At 50.1% G+C, this 15,824-nt stretch carries 17 protein-coding genes; 2 read left to right on the top strand and 15 right to left on the bottom strand.

The window, feature by feature from the left end; genetic code table 11:
- The 6 genes from nqrE to QEZ41_RS10115 form a co-directional block, all read right to left on the bottom strand.
- Window positions 1–609: an NADH:ubiquinone reductase (Na(+)-transporting) subunit E gene (gene nqrE / locus QEZ41_RS10140; RefSeq protein WP_289411390.1), complete on the bottom strand. Its 609-nt coding sequence runs from the start codon at window positions 607–609 to the stop codon at window positions 1–3.
- Window positions 609–1,277 carry an NADH:ubiquinone reductase (Na(+)-transporting) subunit D gene (locus QEZ41_RS10135; protein ID WP_289411389.1) on the bottom strand — a complete coding sequence of 223 codons (669 nt, stop codon included), beginning with the start codon at window positions 1,275–1,277 and terminating at the stop codon, window positions 609–611. Before QEZ41_RS10135 ends, nqrE begins: the two co-directional genes overlap by 1 nt.
- A gap of 3 nt (window positions 1,278–1,280) precedes the next feature.
- On the bottom strand, window positions 1,281–2,069 hold the full coding sequence (locus QEZ41_RS10130) for a Na(+)-translocating NADH-quinone reductase subunit C (protein WP_289411387.1): 789 nt from the start codon (window positions 2,067–2,069) through the stop codon (window positions 1,281–1,283).
- Window positions 2,062–3,273, bottom strand: coding sequence for an NADH:ubiquinone reductase (Na(+)-transporting) subunit B (locus QEZ41_RS10125; RefSeq protein WP_289411386.1), 1,212 nt, complete (start codon window positions 3,271–3,273; stop codon window positions 2,062–2,064). Before QEZ41_RS10125 ends, QEZ41_RS10130 begins: the two co-directional genes overlap by 8 nt.
- A 3-nt stretch (window positions 3,274–3,276) precedes the next feature.
- Entirely contained in the window at window positions 3,277–4,614 is a 1,338-nt protein-coding gene (locus QEZ41_RS10120; protein ID WP_289411385.1) for a Na(+)-translocating NADH-quinone reductase subunit A, read from the bottom strand.
- Window positions 4,615–4,881: 267 nt separating this feature from the next.
- A complete protein-coding gene (locus tag QEZ41_RS10115; protein WP_289411384.1) occupies window positions 4,882–6,327 on the bottom strand; it encodes a glyceraldehyde-3-phosphate dehydrogenase in 1,446 nt (481 codons plus the stop codon).
- 163 nt (window positions 6,328–6,490) lie between these two features.
- On the opposite strand from QEZ41_RS10115, the gene mfd reads away from it, so the two are divergent.
- Window positions 6,491–9,925 (top strand): transcription-repair coupling factor, encoded by a 3,435-nt coding sequence (gene mfd / locus QEZ41_RS10110; RefSeq protein WP_289411407.1) that lies wholly within the window; start codon window positions 6,491–6,493, stop codon window positions 9,923–9,925.
- Window positions 9,926–9,946: 21 nt separating this feature from the next.
- On the top strand, window positions 9,947–10,474 hold the full coding sequence (locus QEZ41_RS10105; RefSeq protein WP_289411383.1) for a CsiV family protein: 528 nt from the start codon (window positions 9,947–9,949) through the stop codon (window positions 10,472–10,474).
- A gap of 27 nt (window positions 10,475–10,501) precedes the next feature.
- Here the strand turns inward: QEZ41_RS10105 and QEZ41_RS10100 are convergent, their stop codons facing one another.
- The 9 genes from QEZ41_RS10100 to QEZ41_RS10060 form a co-directional block, all read right to left on the bottom strand.
- Window positions 10,502–10,783: a DUF503 domain-containing protein gene (locus tag QEZ41_RS10100; RefSeq protein WP_289411382.1), complete on the bottom strand. Its 282-nt coding sequence runs from the start codon at window positions 10,781–10,783 to the stop codon at window positions 10,502–10,504.
- A 194-nt stretch (window positions 10,784–10,977) separates the two neighbouring features.
- Window positions 10,978–11,154, bottom strand: coding sequence for a helical membrane plugin domain-containing protein (locus QEZ41_RS10095; protein WP_289411381.1), 177 nt, complete (start codon window positions 11,152–11,154; stop codon window positions 10,978–10,980).
- 73 nt (window positions 11,155–11,227) lie between these two features.
- Window positions 11,228–12,250: a UDP-N-acetylmuramate dehydrogenase gene (gene murB / locus QEZ41_RS10090; protein WP_289411380.1), complete on the bottom strand. Its 1,023-nt coding sequence runs from the start codon at window positions 12,248–12,250 to the stop codon at window positions 11,228–11,230.
- Window positions 12,247–12,711, bottom strand: a complete 465-nt coding sequence (locus QEZ41_RS10085; RefSeq protein WP_289411378.1) for a low molecular weight protein-tyrosine-phosphatase — start codon at window positions 12,709–12,711, stop codon at window positions 12,247–12,249. Before QEZ41_RS10085 ends, murB begins: the two co-directional genes overlap by 4 nt.
- Window positions 12,711–13,478: a 3-deoxy-manno-octulosonate cytidylyltransferase gene (kdsB, locus tag QEZ41_RS10080; protein WP_289411377.1), complete on the bottom strand. Its 768-nt coding sequence runs from the start codon at window positions 13,476–13,478 to the stop codon at window positions 12,711–12,713. The genes QEZ41_RS10085 and kdsB overlap by 1 nt, the downstream gene beginning before the upstream one ends.
- On the bottom strand, window positions 13,478–13,666 hold the full coding sequence (locus tag QEZ41_RS10075) for a Trm112 family protein (RefSeq protein WP_289411376.1): 189 nt from the start codon (window positions 13,664–13,666) through the stop codon (window positions 13,478–13,480). The genes kdsB and QEZ41_RS10075 overlap by 1 nt, the downstream gene beginning before the upstream one ends.
- Window positions 13,667–13,716: 50 nt before the next feature.
- Complete coding sequence (lpxK, locus tag QEZ41_RS10070; RefSeq protein ID WP_289411374.1) at window positions 13,717–14,718, bottom strand: tetraacyldisaccharide 4'-kinase; 1,002 nt, start codon at window positions 14,716–14,718, stop codon at window positions 13,717–13,719.
- The gene (locus tag QEZ41_RS10065) at window positions 14,715–15,143 is read right to left on the bottom strand and encodes an ExbD/TolR family protein (RefSeq protein ID WP_289411372.1); all 429 of its coding nucleotides are present in this window, start codon (window positions 15,141–15,143) and stop codon (window positions 14,715–14,717) included. Before QEZ41_RS10065 ends, lpxK begins: the two co-directional genes overlap by 4 nt.
- On the bottom strand, window positions 15,140–15,772 hold the full coding sequence (locus QEZ41_RS10060) for a MotA/TolQ/ExbB proton channel family protein (RefSeq protein WP_289411406.1): 633 nt from the start codon (window positions 15,770–15,772) through the stop codon (window positions 15,140–15,142). The genes QEZ41_RS10065 and QEZ41_RS10060 overlap by 4 nt, the downstream gene beginning before the upstream one ends.
- Window positions 15,773–15,824 lie beyond the last annotated feature (52 nt).

The following is a 15,824-nucleotide window of genomic DNA, read 5'->3' as shown; positions in this document are numbered from 1 at the left end:
TTAGAGTTGTACGCCGGAGAAAGACATAAAGCCCAACGACATCAGACCAATGGTGATAAAGGTAATACCTAACCCTTGCAGTCCATCGGGCACATCACTGTATTTCAGCTTTTCACGAATGGCTGCTAAGAGGGCAATAGCTAAAGCCCATGAAATACCAGAGCCGATACCATAAACCACACTTTCAGGCAGGTTATAGTCGCGCTCGACCATGAACAGGGTGCCGCCCATGATTGCGCAGTTCACGGTAATCAGGGGCAGGAACACACCCAGCGCGTTGTAAAGTGAAGGCACGTACTTATCCAATAACATTTCAAGGATTTGAACAATAGCTGCAATTACACCGATATAGCTCAACAAGCCCAAGAAGCTTAGATCAACTTCTGGCAAGCCCGCCCAAGCCAGCGCACCTTCTTTGAGCAAGTAGGTATATATCAGGTTGTTAGCCGGCACAGTAATGGTTTGCACCACAACTACCGCAATACCCAAACCAATAGCTGTTTCGACCTTCTTAGAAATAGCAATGAAGGTACACATGCCTAAGAAGAAAGCTAAGGCCATGTTCTCAACAAAAATAGCCTTAACTAATAGGCTAATATAATGTTCCATTAGTAAGCCTCCTTCTCTTTAACGTTTTCGGTAATGCGGAAATCAGGCGCTTCAACCTGCTCTGTTTTCCAGCTGCGCAGTGCCCAGATAATTAAGCCGATCAAGAAAAACGCTGAAGGTGGGAGTAAGAGCATGCCGTTAGGTTGGTACCAGCCGCCGTCATTCACTACTGGAATAATGGTATAACCCATCAACTTACCCGCGCCAAACAGCTCGCGAATAACCCCGATCACAATCAGCATAGCACTATAGCCCAGTCCGTTACCGATACCATCAAAGAAAGACAGTACAGGCTTGTTAGACATGGCAAAGGCTTCCGCACGACCCATCACGATACAGTTGGTAATAATCAAACCAACGAATACCGACAGCTGTTTCGACAGCGAATAGGCGTAAGCTTTAAGCACCTGATCTACCACAATCACTAGCGATGCAATAATTACCATCTGCACAATCATACGAATAGAGCTAGGGATTTGCGCTCGAATCATGGAAATAAACAGACCCGAAAATCCTGTAACCAAAGTCAATGCAATAGACATGACCACGGCAGTTTTCAAGTTTGTCGTTACAGCCAACGCAGAACAAATACCTAAGATCTGCAGGCCGATTGGGTTGTTATTAAAAATCGGATCTAACAACACACTCTTAATGGTTGGTTGCGACATCTGTTACGCCTCCCCATTACGTAGGTGAGATAAAAACAAACCAAAACCGTTCTCACCCAGCCAATAATCCAACAAGTGATTAACACCGTTACTGGTCAAGGTTGCACCAGCTAGGCCATCCACCTGATTTTTAGCGCTTGCACTACTTGGGTTTACGCTGCCTTTAATCACATGCAAAGCCAGCTTACCCTCGTCGTCGTATAACTTTTTGCCAGGCCAGATACCGCGCCACTTAGGGTTATCAACCTCTCCACCCAAACCGGGTGTTTCAGCGTGCTCGTAAAAACCAAAGCCAGCCACAGTGTTGAGATCACCTTTTAAAGCAATAAAGCCATGCAAAGTTGACCATAAACCGTAACCACGAACAGGGATAATTACGGTATCTAGCTGACCGTTTTGCTCAACCACATATACCGTGCTGTAGCGCTCACGACGTTTAATAGAAGCAATATCCTCTTTGTCGCTAACTGCCATTGAGATAGCTGGTTCCTTTGATGACGCAAGGTGGTTAAAAGTCTGCGGGTCGTAAGCATCTGAATACTTACCCGTTTCCAAATCAACCAAGCGTGCCTGGATACGATCCGTAAACATCGCTTTAACTTGGCTACCAGAAAGGCTTGCATCGCCCAATCCAGCAATCGCCAAGATACTGCGCTGCTTGTCCAACAGGCTGTTCTCTAACTGTGCAGGACGCAGGGATACTGCAGCTCCGGCGACAAAAATCGAGCACACCAAGCAGACCAGAAAAGCGACTGTCAGCGTGCGTGCTGTAGTTTCTTTCTTACTAGACATTACGTGCTTGCCTCCGCTTAACGTTAGCTTGAACAACAAAGTGATCAATTAATGGTGCGCAGAGGTTAGCAAACAGAATGGCTAACATCATGCCCTCAGGGAAGGCTGGGTTAACTACACGAATCAACACCACCATCACGCCGATTACAGCACCAAAAATCCACTTACCGGTATTCGTCATAGAAGCTGATACAGGGTCAGTTGCCATGAAGATCATGCCGAAGGCAAATCCACCCAACACCAGATGCCAATGCCAAGGCATAGCAAACAACGGGTTGGTTTCAGAACCGATTGCATTGAACAGCAAGCTAAGGCCAATCATGCCCAGCATTACACCGGCAACAATACGCCAGGCCGCAATGCGGGTCAGCAGCAGCACTGCACCACCAATAAAGATGGCCAGCGTACTGGTCTCACCGATAGAACCTGTGGTTGTACCAATAAAGGCATCCATCCAGCTTACGCCCTGCTCGGCCACACCAGCCATACCGCTGGTTGCTACCACGCTAAGCGCGGTGGCACCGGAGAAACCGTCAACTGCAGTCCAGACCGCATCACCGGAAATATCTGCCGGATAAGCAAAGAACAGGAAAGCACGACCAGCCAGAGCCGGGTTAAGGAAGTTTTTACCTGTACCACCAAATACCTCTTTGGCAATTACCACACCAAAGCTGATACCCAGTGCAACCTGCCATAACGGAATGCTTGGCGGCAGAATCAGGGCAAACAGCACGGAAGTAACAAAGAAACCTTCGTTTACTTCGTGGCCACGAATCATGGCAAACAGCACTTCCCAGAAACCACCAACCACAAAAGCGGTCAGGTAGATGGGCACAAACCAGGTAGCTCCCTGGAAGACGTTGGCAAACACACTGCCCGGGTCAAAACCCACCAACGCAGCGGTCAGTGCAAAACGCCAGCCTTCCTGTACATCCAGCAGCTCAGGGCTTGCCGCAAATACCAGGTTGGCCTGATAACCGACGTTCCACATACCAAACAGCATGGCCGGAAAAGTACAAAGCCAGACGGTAATCATCATGCGCTTAAGGTCAATGCCGTCACGCACGTGAGCTGTGGTTTTGGTTACATCGGCCGGCTTGTACAAAAAGGTGTCTACTGCTTCATACAGAGCAAACCATTTTTCATACTTGCCACCTTTTTCAAAGTGGTGCTCGATTTTATCGAGATAAGAACGAAGACCCATGAATTAACCCTCCAGCTCGATGCGCGTTAAGTTATCCCGCAGAATCGGGCCATACTCATATTTACCGGCACATACATAGGTGCACAGCGCCAAGTCTTCTTCGTCCAGCTCCAGACAGCCAAGCTTTTGAGCCATTTCGGTATCACCGACAATAAGCGCACGCAGCAACTGGGTCGGCAGGATATCCAGCGGCATGACAGTTTCATAGTTCCCTACCGGAACCATGGCACGCTGACTACCGTTGCTACTGGTGTTGAAAGCAAACTTTTTGCCTGCCGACAGCTTGGAAATAAAGATGTTAAGAATCGAGTGCTTGTTGACACCGGCACGCAGATAGTGGAACAGCTCACGATCGCGCCCTTCAGCCAGACAGCTGACCTGCACATGGTAACGACCAAGGAAGTTACAGGTACCACGACCGGTACGACCACCAAATACGGAGCCGGAAATCAGGCGATTTTCGCCTTCCACCAGCTCACCAGCGGTTAACTCGGAAAGGTTGGCACCTAAACGTGTTTTAACTAAACGTGGCTGCTTAACACTAGGACCGGCTAAAGAAATAATGCGCTCTACCCAGATTTGACCTGTTGTAAACAGCTTACCGATAGCAATAACGTCTTGATAACCGATATACCAAACTGTGCGAGTCGCACTAACAGGATCCAAGTAATGGATATGGGTGCCAGGCAAACCGGCTGGGTGAACACCCGCAAAGGACTCTGTTTGCACATTGCTTAGATTCTCGCCCGCCAAGGTAACGCCATCCGCCTTACACAAAAACACTTTGGCAAGTTTGCTGAGCACCTGCAAACCATACTCAAAGTCCTGTGCATACTCTGCGATGACTAATGCTGGATCAGCTGCAAGAGGATGTGTGTCTATTGCGGTAACAAAAATTGAGCTTGGAGTTGAATCCACAGCTGGAACTTTCGAATAGGGGCGGGTGCGTAATGCGGTCCACAGACCTGATTGCTGCAAGTTATCGCGTATTTGCTGCTCTTCTAAGCTCGCCAATTGTTCTGGCGAATACTGAGCAAAGGTTTCCTGTTCATCACCATCAAGCTCAATAACAACAGACTGAAAAACGCGTCGTTCACCACGATTTACTGCCTTGACCACGCCAGCGCCAGGAGATGTAAAGTTTACACCCAGTGTTTTCTTGTCAGAAAACAATACCTGTCCTAGCTTAACACGATCACCTTCTTGCACCTGCATCGTCGGCTTCATTCCGTTATAGTCGAAGCCTATGACTGCAACGCTGCGCACCTTCTGAGCTGCATCAATTCGCCGCTCTGGCGCACCCACCATGGGCAAATCGAGCCCACGCTTTATTCTGATCATAGGTTAGCCTAACCACGTTAACAAAAATTAACTTTTATCGCTCAACACTTGAATCAGCCATGCTAAACCAAGCCAGCATCCATCAAGCATTTAGCGACCCCGAAAAAAACTGTTACATTTTAAGAGCTGAACTCTCAAGTTGCTAGTACAAAGCAGCCTTTTTATACCTTTTGACCAGTTGCTGCCTTTTTTAAAATCAAGAAAACCAAAAAGGGAGCCCCAAAGCTCCCTTGACTGAACAAGTTCAACTTGATTTGCGCAGGTCCACTAAGCCGGGAACACTGGCGGATGAACTCCGGCGATTTCTTCCATCACACGAACCACCTGACAGCTGTAACCATACTCGTTATCGTACCAAACGTACAAAATAACACGCTTATCAGTACAGATAGTTGCTTTAGAGTCCACGATACCTGCATGACGGTTGCCGACGAAGTCGGTAGAAACCACTTCCTGAGAAGCAACAAAGTCAATTTGTTTCTGCAGCTCAGAGTGCATTGCTATCTGACGTAAATATTCATTCACATCTTCCACACTGGTTGATTGCTCAAGCGTCAAACTCAGAATCGCCATAGAAACGTTCGGTGTAGGAACACGGATTGCATTTCCAGTGAGCTTACCTTTCAAGAATGGCAATGCTTTCTCAGCAGCCGTTGCTGCACCTGTTTCAGTAATTACCATGTTCAACGCCGCACTACGACCACGACGACTGCCCTTATGGAAGTTATCAATGAGGTTTTGGTCGTTGGTGTAAGAATGCACAGTTTCAACGTGGCCATGCACGATACCAAACTTATCATTCATCGCTTTAAGCACGGGCACAATGGCGTTGGTAGTACAGGAAGCTGCTGAAATAATTTTGTCTTCAGCTGTGATCTCGGTATGGTTAATACCGTGAACGATATTTTTCATGGTGCCTTTGCCCGGTGCCGTCAGCACTACACGCTTAATGCCCGGGCACTGCAAGTGCTGACCCAAGCCTTCCGCGTCACGCCAACGACCGGTGTTATCCACCAACAATGCATCTTTGATACCGTACTGGGTGTAATCCACAGTTGAGGGGTCGTTAGAGTAAATAAACTTTACTAGGTTGCCGTTGATATTCAGCGCGTTATTGGCCTCATCAACAACAATAGTACCCTTGAAAGAGCCATGTACGGAGTCGCGGCGCAACAAGCTTGCGCGCTTCATCAGGTCGTTTTCTGCACCTTTACGCACCACTACTGCACGCAAACGCAGACCGTCACCGCTGCCGGTTCTATCTACAATGAGGCGCGCTAATAAACGACCGATACGACCGAAACCATAGAGCACCACATCCGTCCCCTGATGTTTGTTTTCATTGCTTTTACCAACAACGGGTGCCAATTCTTCGCGAACAAAATCATCCACTGAACGCCCATTGGCCTCTTCTTTGAATTTAGTTGCCAGTTTGCCTAAGTCAATCGAGGCAGCACCCAAATCCAGTTTGCTCATGGCCTCAATGATTGGGTAGGTATCACGCACAGACAGTTCATCGTTACCTACACGGTGGCGGGCGGAGCGGTGCGCTTTTAAAATAGCGATCACTGAACGGTTAATTAAGCCACGACCATAAATCGACGTAATAACGTTGTTGTTACGGTACAGTTGGCCAACTAAAGGAATCATTGCTTCGGCTAATGCTTCGCGCTCAATCCAGTCGCGCAAGCACTGATCTGTCTTATCAGTCACGTGAAATACCTATAGTGATGGTTAATAAAGTGCGCATATTATCAGTCTTCCGGCACAAAGCAGCAAGTCTTAAACAAAGTAATGCCCTGCAGCTCCTCAATAGTGGCGAAAACAGATGGGGCTAGTTACAATTCCAAGCTTTACTTTCAATCTAGGTATGCATGTGTCTGTTTTAGCATTACCCAAACTTCCAGCCCAATCCGGCAAACAGCAGTGGACTCACTTACAGGGAGCCAGCGCAGCCTTGGCACTGGCGCAAGCGGCTCAAGCACAGCCACGGCTTAGTGTATTAATAACCGACAGCAGCCAAAACGCTTTACGCCTGCAAGCAGAGCTGAGTTTTTTTGCGCCGGAGTTGCCCACCCTGCTGTTTCCTGACTGGGAGATACTGCCCTACGATCTATTTTCCCCGCATCAGGATATTATCTCTCAGCGTATTGCCACGCTGTATCAGCTGCCGCAACTGCAACAAGGGATTCTTATTATCCCCATCACCACAGCCTTACAACGCTTAGCACCCACCGATTTTTTACTCGGCGGCAGCTTAGTGTTAGATGTTGGGCAAACCCTTGATATCGAAGCTATGCGCGCTCAATTACAGGCCGCGGGTTATGTTTGTGTTGACACTGTGTATGAGCATGGTGAGTTTGCGGTACGTGGCGCGCTGTTGGACTTGTATCCAATGGGTAGCGAACTTCCTTACCGCATTGATTTATTTGATAACGAAATTGAAACCCTGCGCACGTTTGAGCCGGAAACTCAGCGCTCGATCGAGCAGGTTGAGTCCGTCCACCTCTTACCGGCACGCGAATTTCCGTTTGACAAGCAAGCACGCAACGATTTTCGCGGCCGTTTCCGTGAGCGCTTTGATGTTGATTTTCGCCGCTGTCCTTTGTTTCAAGATGTCAGCAACGGCATTTTAGCCAGCGGCATAGAAGCCTACTTACCGCTATTTTTTGAACACACCACCGAGTTGTTTGGTTATTTACCACCAGACAGCCTAATTTTCAGCCTACCCGGTATCGAACAAGCCGCAGAGCAGTTTTGGCAGGATGTACGCAACCGCTACGATGAGCGCCGCGGTGATTTAGAGCGCCCTCTATTACCACCCGCTGATCTTTTTGTTCCAGTAGATACGTTTTTCGGCCAACTAAAAAACCATTCCAGAGTAATTCTTGATGCCAGCGTGCAAGCCACGGCGGTCGGGCGCACCGCACTGGACGTTGAACCGCTTCCCGATCTGAGTTTACAAGCACGCACGGCTGAGCCCTTAGCCGCACTAGAACACTTTCTTAATGATTACACTGGGCGGGTTTTATTCACTGCCGAAACCGCTGGGCGGCGCGAAATACTTCTTGAACTACTCGCTCGTATTCAGATTCAGCCTGAACCGGTTAATAGCTGGGCCGAGTTTTTGCAGTCCGACAATCGCTTAGGTATTTGTGTTGCTTCGATTGAACAAGGCCTGCAACTTAAACAGCTGGCCTTGATTCCTGAAAGCGCCCTACTTGGTCAGCGCGTAAGCCTGCGGCGCAAAGGAAAATCACATAGCGAACACAGCAGCGAACACGTCATTCGCAACCTTACCGAACTGCGCGAAGGCGCGCCGGTCGTGCATATTAATCACGGCGTGGGGCGTTATCGCGGCTTGGTTACGCTGGAAATCGATGAACAAGCCACTGAGTTTTTGATGCTTGAGTATGCCGAGCAAGCCAAACTCTATGTGCCCGTCGCTCACCTGCATTTAATTGCTCGTTACAGCGGTAGCGATGAAGATGGCGCACCGCTGCATCGTTTAGGCACCGACCAATGGTCTAAAGCCAAGCGCAAAGCCGCTGAGCAAGTGCGCGATGTCGCTGCAGAGTTACTGGATATCTATGCCCGCCGTGCCGCGCGCAAAGGTTTTGCCTTTAACAACCCCGGTGTTGATTACGCCAGCTTTAGCGCTGCTTTTCCTTACGAAGAAACCCCTGACCAGCAGATCGCTATCGATGCCGTGCGCCGTGACATGCTGGCTGGCACACCTATGGATCGCCTAATTTGTGGCGATGTAGGTTTTGGTAAGACTGAAGTGGCCATGCGTGCGGCTTTTATTGCCGTGCACAGCGGTAAACAAGTGGCAGTACTCGTGCCTACCACCCTGCTCGCGCAGCAACACTACAACAGCTTCCGCGATCGTTTTGCCGACTGGCCCGTCACCGTTGAGGTCATGAGCCGTTTTAGTACGGCCAAAGAAAGCAAACAAGCCATGGCTGACCTAGCCGATGGCAAGATTGATATCGTGATTGGTACGCACAAGCTGTTGCAGGGTGATGTGAAGTTTAACAATCTAGGCTTGGTTATTATCGACGAAGAGCACCGCTTTGGTGTGCGTCAAAAAGAACAGCTCAAAGCTCTGCGCAGTGAGGTGGATATTCTTACCCTCACCGCCACACCCATTCCGCGCACCCTAAACATGGCTTTTTCCGGTATGCGCGATCTGTCTATTATCGCCACACCACCATCGCGACGCCTGTCTGTACGCACCTTTGTTATGCCCAAGCAAGACGCCATCGTCAAAGAGGCGTTGTTACGCGAATTGTTACGCGGTGGCCAGGTGTATTACCTGCATAATGATGTAAAGACCATTGAGCAATGCGCGCAAGACTTGGCTAAGTTAGTACCTGAGGCGCGTATTGGCGTGGGGCACGGGCAAATGCGCGAGCGTGAGCTTGAGCAGGTCATGAACGACTTCTACCACAAGCGTTTTAACGTACTGGTCGCCACTACTATCATTGAGACCGGTATTGATGTGCCAAGCGCTAACACCATCTTGATCGACCGTGCGGATAAGTTTGGGCTGGCACAGCTACATCAACTGCGTGGTCGTGTTGGCCGCAGTCACCACCAAGCCTATGCCTATCTGTTAGTACCCAGCGAAAAGCGCCTCACCCGCGATGCTGAAAAACGCTTAGAGGCCATTGCTAACGCACAAGATTTGGGTGCAGGTTTCATGCTGGCCACCCATGATCTGGAAATTCGTGGTGCCGGAGAGCTGCTAGGTGACGGGCAAAGCGGACAGATCCACTCTATTGGCTTTAGTCTTTACATGGAGATGCTGGAGCGTGCGGTTAAAGCCATTCAAAATGGCGAACAACCTAATCTTGAGCAGCCGCTGCATACAGGCAGCGAAGTGAACTTGCGCGTACCCGCATTGATTCCCGAAGACTATCTACCTGATGTACATAGCCGCTTGATGCTGTATAAACGCATTTCCTCAGCACAGAACCAAGACGAATTGGACGAACTGCAAGTGGAAATGATTGATCGCTTTGGTCTATTGCCAGAACCGGCTAAAAACCTTATCCGCCAGACCGAACTCAAGCTACGCGCCGATGCGCTCGGCATTATAAAAATTGATGCTGGTCCGCAGGGTGGTCGACTGGAGTTTTCTGCCAGTACCTCTGTTGAGCCCATGCGCCTGATCAAGATGATTCAAAGTCAGCCGAAACACTACCGTTTTGAGGGTGCGACTGTATTCAAGTTTACTCTGCCCATGGATACATACAATGAGCGTTTTGCTATGCTTGAAGCATTATTAGAACAGCTCGCCAATTAACTTTCTTCAGGACAATCAACCATGCGTCAACTCGTACTTGGATTTTTACTCTTCGTAACCTATTGCATGCCTAGTTGGGCGGCAGACACACACCACATCGAGGTGATTATTTTTCGCCAAGCCGGAGTTAAACCCGTTATCAATAGCCGAGCTGCCCCAGATAACTGGCAAGCCGATGCCAAACAACTTGAACCAGAACAGTTTCGCAGCAGCTTGCTTGACAACGTGGTCAGCAAATTAACCAACAACAACGGCTATCAAATTTTACTACACCGCGCTTGGCAACAAACCAACAGCCCCAGTTTCAAGAGTGTTGCGTTAAGCAGCGGCGAGGATGTTTTTGGTCACCACCCCATTGAAGGTACTTTTACTATTCGCCAAGATCGCGCTAATGAAATCGAGCTAAACTTCTGGGTGAACCAATTCCAAGCGGACGGCAGCCTCAGCAGCAGTGAGCATTTCAAGCAAACAGCTGTTATTCCCTACAAAGAACTCAGCTACATTGACTACGGCAGCCTTGGCGCACTGATCCGTGTACTGCCCCAATAAAAGTACGGCTGTAGGCTCTGTTAGCCACTAGAGAAACTCTTGCACCACGTCCATCACTCGCCCTTCCACCGTGCGCTGGATCTTGTCTTCGATCTGGCTGCACAACGACTCAACCTCGCGCTTAGTCCTGGCCATCACGACAAACGACCATTCACTGGCATCATGCCGATCGTACTCGCCACTCTCACACACAGCTACCGAGGGATTGCGCCCAAACCGCTCGTGCATCCCGCCAATACGCTGACGCTTTTCCTTTAAAGAAGCGCATCCAGGCAAAGAAAACCTTAACGTCAAAATAGCAATGTGCATACAAGCAGCCCTTATAAGCATTTAATCCAATCACCCACCCAGCACGGGTGGGCAAACCTGAGGATAACGTCATCGTATCACAGGACTGTACAGCCCGAATTCGTTCAGTCCTCGCGGGTGCTTATCGATCGCTGATAAAACCGGATCAAAAAAGCCCAACACTGCTGCTGGGCCTTGCTAACCATCTATCATATTTAATCGTCCGGCATTTCCTGTCCTTTAATAGCGGCTTGACGACCTAGCTCGGCCAGTATATTCGCCACCACATCCAGCCCACGTCGAGCATCCTCATCTTTGTTGAGTTTCTTAATGCTTTGCCACAGCGTCGGCGGTTCAGCCGTTGCTGCTGCCTGCGCCGAAGCGTAACGCATTGGTCAGCCCAGAACCACCTGTTAAGTAACCACACATAAATAAAAACTTGTTTTTCACCTAAGAAGATGCGAGCTAGCGATACACCACGGGCTCTATCTCAAGCTGCACGGCAAAACGCTGGTTGATATCCGCCTGAATACGACTGGCCAGCTCAAGAATGTCGCGTCCGGTTGCCTGGCCGTAATTGACTAACACCAAGGCTTGCTGAGCATGTACACCAGCATCGCCCTGACGAAACCCCTTCCAACCCGCCTGCTCAATCAGCCAACCGGCGGCCAGCTTGACCTGCCCATCGGCCATCGGATAACTAACCAGTTGTGGGAACTCGTGCTGCAAGCGTTGCGCCTGTGCCGCACTGACGATGGGGTTTTTAAAGAAACTGCCTGTATTGGCCAACTGTGCCGGGTCGGGCAATTTAGATTGCCGAATCGCCATCACCGCACGGCTAACATCCATGGCCGTTGGTGCATCAATCCCCTGCTCGGTTAACCAGCTTTGAATGGGCCCGTAACCCAGTTTTAATTCAGGCGTGCGTGACAAACGAAAATCCACACTGGTAATCACCCAGCGGTTAGACTGCTGCTTAAACACACTGTCGCGATAGGCAAAATCGCATTCGGCAGCAGTGAGCGTTACCGGCGTGAGACTATCGCGCTCCAATGCTTGCACCTGTACGACACTGTCTTTGGTTTCAACCCCATAAGCACCGATATTTTGCACCGGCGCAGCGCCGACTGAGCCCGGAATCAGGCTTAGGTTCTCTAGCCCAGACAATCCTTGCGCCAAGCTCCACTGCACAAATTCATGCCAGTTCTCACCTGCCTGTACGCGTACAACGGCCTGTTCGGAATCGTTCTCTAGCCAATCGATACCGCGCAAATTAAGCTGCAGCACCAAGCCGGCAAAATCATTGCTTAAGACCAGATTACTGCCACCGCCCAACAACAACACCTCAAGCTGCTGTGCCTTAGCCCAACGCAGTGCTTCACAAAGCTGCTCAACACTATCGACCTGCACAAAGTAACGCGCCCGCACATCCACCGCGAGGGTGTTGTACGGGCGCAAAGAGAGGTGTTCTTGCAGGTGCAAACTCACAACTTGGCCTTTATCTCATCCAGCAACACTTCACTGGCTTGTTCCAGCATATCCAGCACCAGCTCAAAGCCGTCCTCGCCGCCATAATAGGGGTCTGGTACCTCATCAGGGCTAATGCCAAAGCGCGGTAAATACAGCGCCAGCTCGGCTTTGGCGTCCGCGGGTTGAATCGCCTGTAAGTTGCTCAGGTTGCTTTTGTCCATCGCCAAAATCAGATCAAATTTAGCAAAATCCTCAGCCTGCGCCTGACGTCCACGCAGTGGGCTTAAATCATAGCCACGCTTGGCTGCCGCCGCCACGGTGCGAGGATCCGGTGCTTTGCCGATATGCCATTCAGCGGTACCGGCTGAATCAATAGTGATTTTATCGCTTAAACCTGCCTGTTCGACGTAATGGCGAAACACCCCTTCAGCAGTGGGAGAACGGCAAATATTACCTAAACACACAAATAAAACCTTCACTACGACTCCTTAAATAACTCACGGATACGCTGCAAATCCTCGGGGGTATCCACACCCGGCGGTGGCGTCTCAAGAGCATCGGCTACATGAATCTGCTCACCATGCCATAGCGCCCTAAGTTGCTCTAGGCACTCGGTTAACTCTAACCAACAAGGACCCCATTCAACAAAACGCTGCAAAAAACCCACGCGGTAGGCATAAATACCAATATGACGGCGATAAGGTACGTTTGCGGGCAACACATCCGGCTGGCTTAAGAACGCATCGCGCGCCCATGGCAAAGGCGCACGGCTAAAGGTTAACGCTAAGCCGTTTTTATCGCTCAGCACCTTGACCACATTGTTATTCATCAGGCTGGCCATATCGTTGATCGGCTCAGCTAAGGTGGCCATCGCCGCTTCTGGGTGCTTGGCCAGATTATCTGCCACTTGATTCACTACCGCCGGCGGAATCAACGGCTCATCACCCTGCACATTCACCACAATGGCTTCTACCGGCCAGCTCATGCTTTGCGCGACTTCTGCCAACCGATCAGTACCGGACTCATGATTGTCGCGCGTCATCACCACTTGCGCGCCAAAGCCTTGGCAGACCTCATAGATACGCTGATCGTCGGTGGCAATCACCACGTGTTTGGCCGCGCTTTTTTGCGCCTGTTGCCACACCCGCTGAATCATTGGCTGACCGGCAATGTCTTGCAGCGGCTTACCGGGAAAGCGGCTTGAGGCATAACGCGCCGGAATCACCACATAAAAATCGTGCTGCATTATTTAGAATCCAAACGCTCGTCCGTGGTTAACGTACGTGCCTGCTCTTCCAGCATCACCGGAATACCGTCACGCACCGGAAAGGCTAAGCCATCGGCTTTACAGATAAGCTCGGTTTTATCCGCACTCAACTGCACATTACTTTTGCATAACGGACAGGCCAAAATATCCAGCAACTTTGCATCCATCTCAGTTCACCTCGTAAATATATTTGCGTTAATAGTGCTGATAAAAATAACTACGTAGCTCTAAACATCGTCTCAAAGCGCGCATTCAGCCACTGCACAAAACCCGCAGAAGGCTGTGCATCCACAGCAACATACCACCAGCGTTCTTGTGCGAAGGCTTGGCACTTTACTGCATCCTTCTCGGTCATCAGCACCGGTAAGTCATCATCAAAACTTAAATCAGCGGCAGTAAATTCAGCGTGATCAGCAAAGGCGTGGGTAATAGGATGCCAGTGTAACTGTTTCAGCGTATTAAAAAAACGCTGCGGATTACCAATCCCAGCTACGGCGTGCATGCGCTGCCCTGCAGGGAAGTACTCTAATGGTTGGCGCGCACCCGTTTTAACATTAATTAACTGGGTCGGCTGCAAAAACATCGAAAACCCTTGCACGGAATCCTCAGTCGCACCATTCAACAACACCGCATCCACCGACTGCAGACGCTCGACCGGTTCACGCAAAGGGCCCGCTGGCAAACAACGCTGATTGCCTAAACCACGCTGGGCATCAATCAGTACTAACTCCAAGTCTCGCGCCAACTGATAATGCTGCAAACCGTCATCACAAAGCACCAAATCCAGCTCATGTTCAGCCAACAATTGCTGCACGGCGCGGGGTCGTTGCGGATCAATCACCAGTGGCACAGCCGAGCGGCGCACTAGCAATGCTGGCTCATCACCCACTAAAGCCGCCTCATCGTCTGCCTGCACTGTCCACGGCCACTGCGCTGGCTGCCCACCATAGCCACGACTGACCACCCCCACGCGCAAGTTACGCGCACGGCAGTAGTCAATCAGCCATAAAATCAGCGGCGTTTTGCCCGTCCCGCCCACGGTAATGTTACCCACAATAATCACCGGCACAGGCGCACGGTAGCTGTCTAACTCACCCCGTAAAAACCGTTGACGCTTGCGCTGCACCACCGCACGGTAGAGTTTTTCCAACGGCCATAACGCAACAAGCCCAGCATGACCTTCATACCAGGCTTGTACGAGGCGGTCGGCAAATTTCACTGCGACTCTTGCGCCTCAATAGTGGTAATACGCATATGGATAAAACCAAGTTTAGAAGCTGCATCCATCGCGGTAACTACCGCCTGATGCGGTGCTTTACCATCGGCGCTCAGTGTAACGGGTAACTCTTTATCCCCTGCGGATACTTCAATTAAAGCCGCCATTAGCGAATTAAGATCGCTACTGGCCAGAGTCTTCCCATTAACTGCATAGTTACCTTCCTGACCCACTAAAATCTCTAAAGGAATAGTATATTGCTCCTCAGGCTGCACACCAGATACCGCTTCCGGTAAATCAATTTTCAGCAAGGTCTCGCGCGTAAAGGTGGTGGTTACCACAAAAAACAGTAGCAGAATAAACACCACATCGATCAGTGGCGCCAAGTTGATATCTACGGGTTCACGTGCTTTACGGGGGAATTTCACTCTTGAGCCTCGCTTAATTCAACCTCACGATCACCCTGCACAGCCTCGACCAGCTTAATCGCCTCTTGCTCCATGCCAACCACCAGCTCATCTACGCGGCGCTGTAAAAAACGGTGAAAGAACAGCGCTGGAATGGCCACGATTAAACCGGCTGCTGTAGTAATCAAAGCTTTGGCGATACCGCCCGCAAGTTGTGGTGCGTTCGCCATACCTGAGCCCATAAAGGCGCTGAAAATCTCAATCATCCCCAGCACTGTACCCAGCAAACCTAATAAAGGCGTAATAGCCGCAATGGTTCCCAGCGGCGTTAAATAACGCTCCAGCTCATTAACTACTTTAGTACCCGCTTCCTGGATACTTTCTTTCATAATATCGCGACCATGGCGGGAATTTGCTAAACCAGCCGCTAAAATCTGACCTAACGCTGAACCCTTGCGCAGCTCTTTAAGCTTGCCACTATCAAGCTGTTTAGCCTGCACCCAGCGCCACACTTCCCCTAATAAATGCGGTGGATTAATCTTGCCGGGGCGTAACGTCCACAACCTTTCAGCCACTATAGCCACCGCTATAACTGAACAAACGATAATTGGCAGCATAATCCAGCCGCCCGATTTAATCAGCTCCCACACAAGCATCACTCCAAGCAAAAATTTTGCGTAACTTTAGCACAAGCACTAGCAG

It is taken from the genome of Thiopseudomonas acetoxidans, assembly GCF_030362935.1.
In the GTDB taxonomy this organism is placed as follows: Bacteria; Pseudomonadota; Gammaproteobacteria; order Pseudomonadales; family Pseudomonadaceae; genus Thiopseudomonas; species Thiopseudomonas acetoxidans.
Note: the sequence above shows the minus strand (reverse complement) of the source record. Positions and strands in the feature narration are given on the sequence as shown.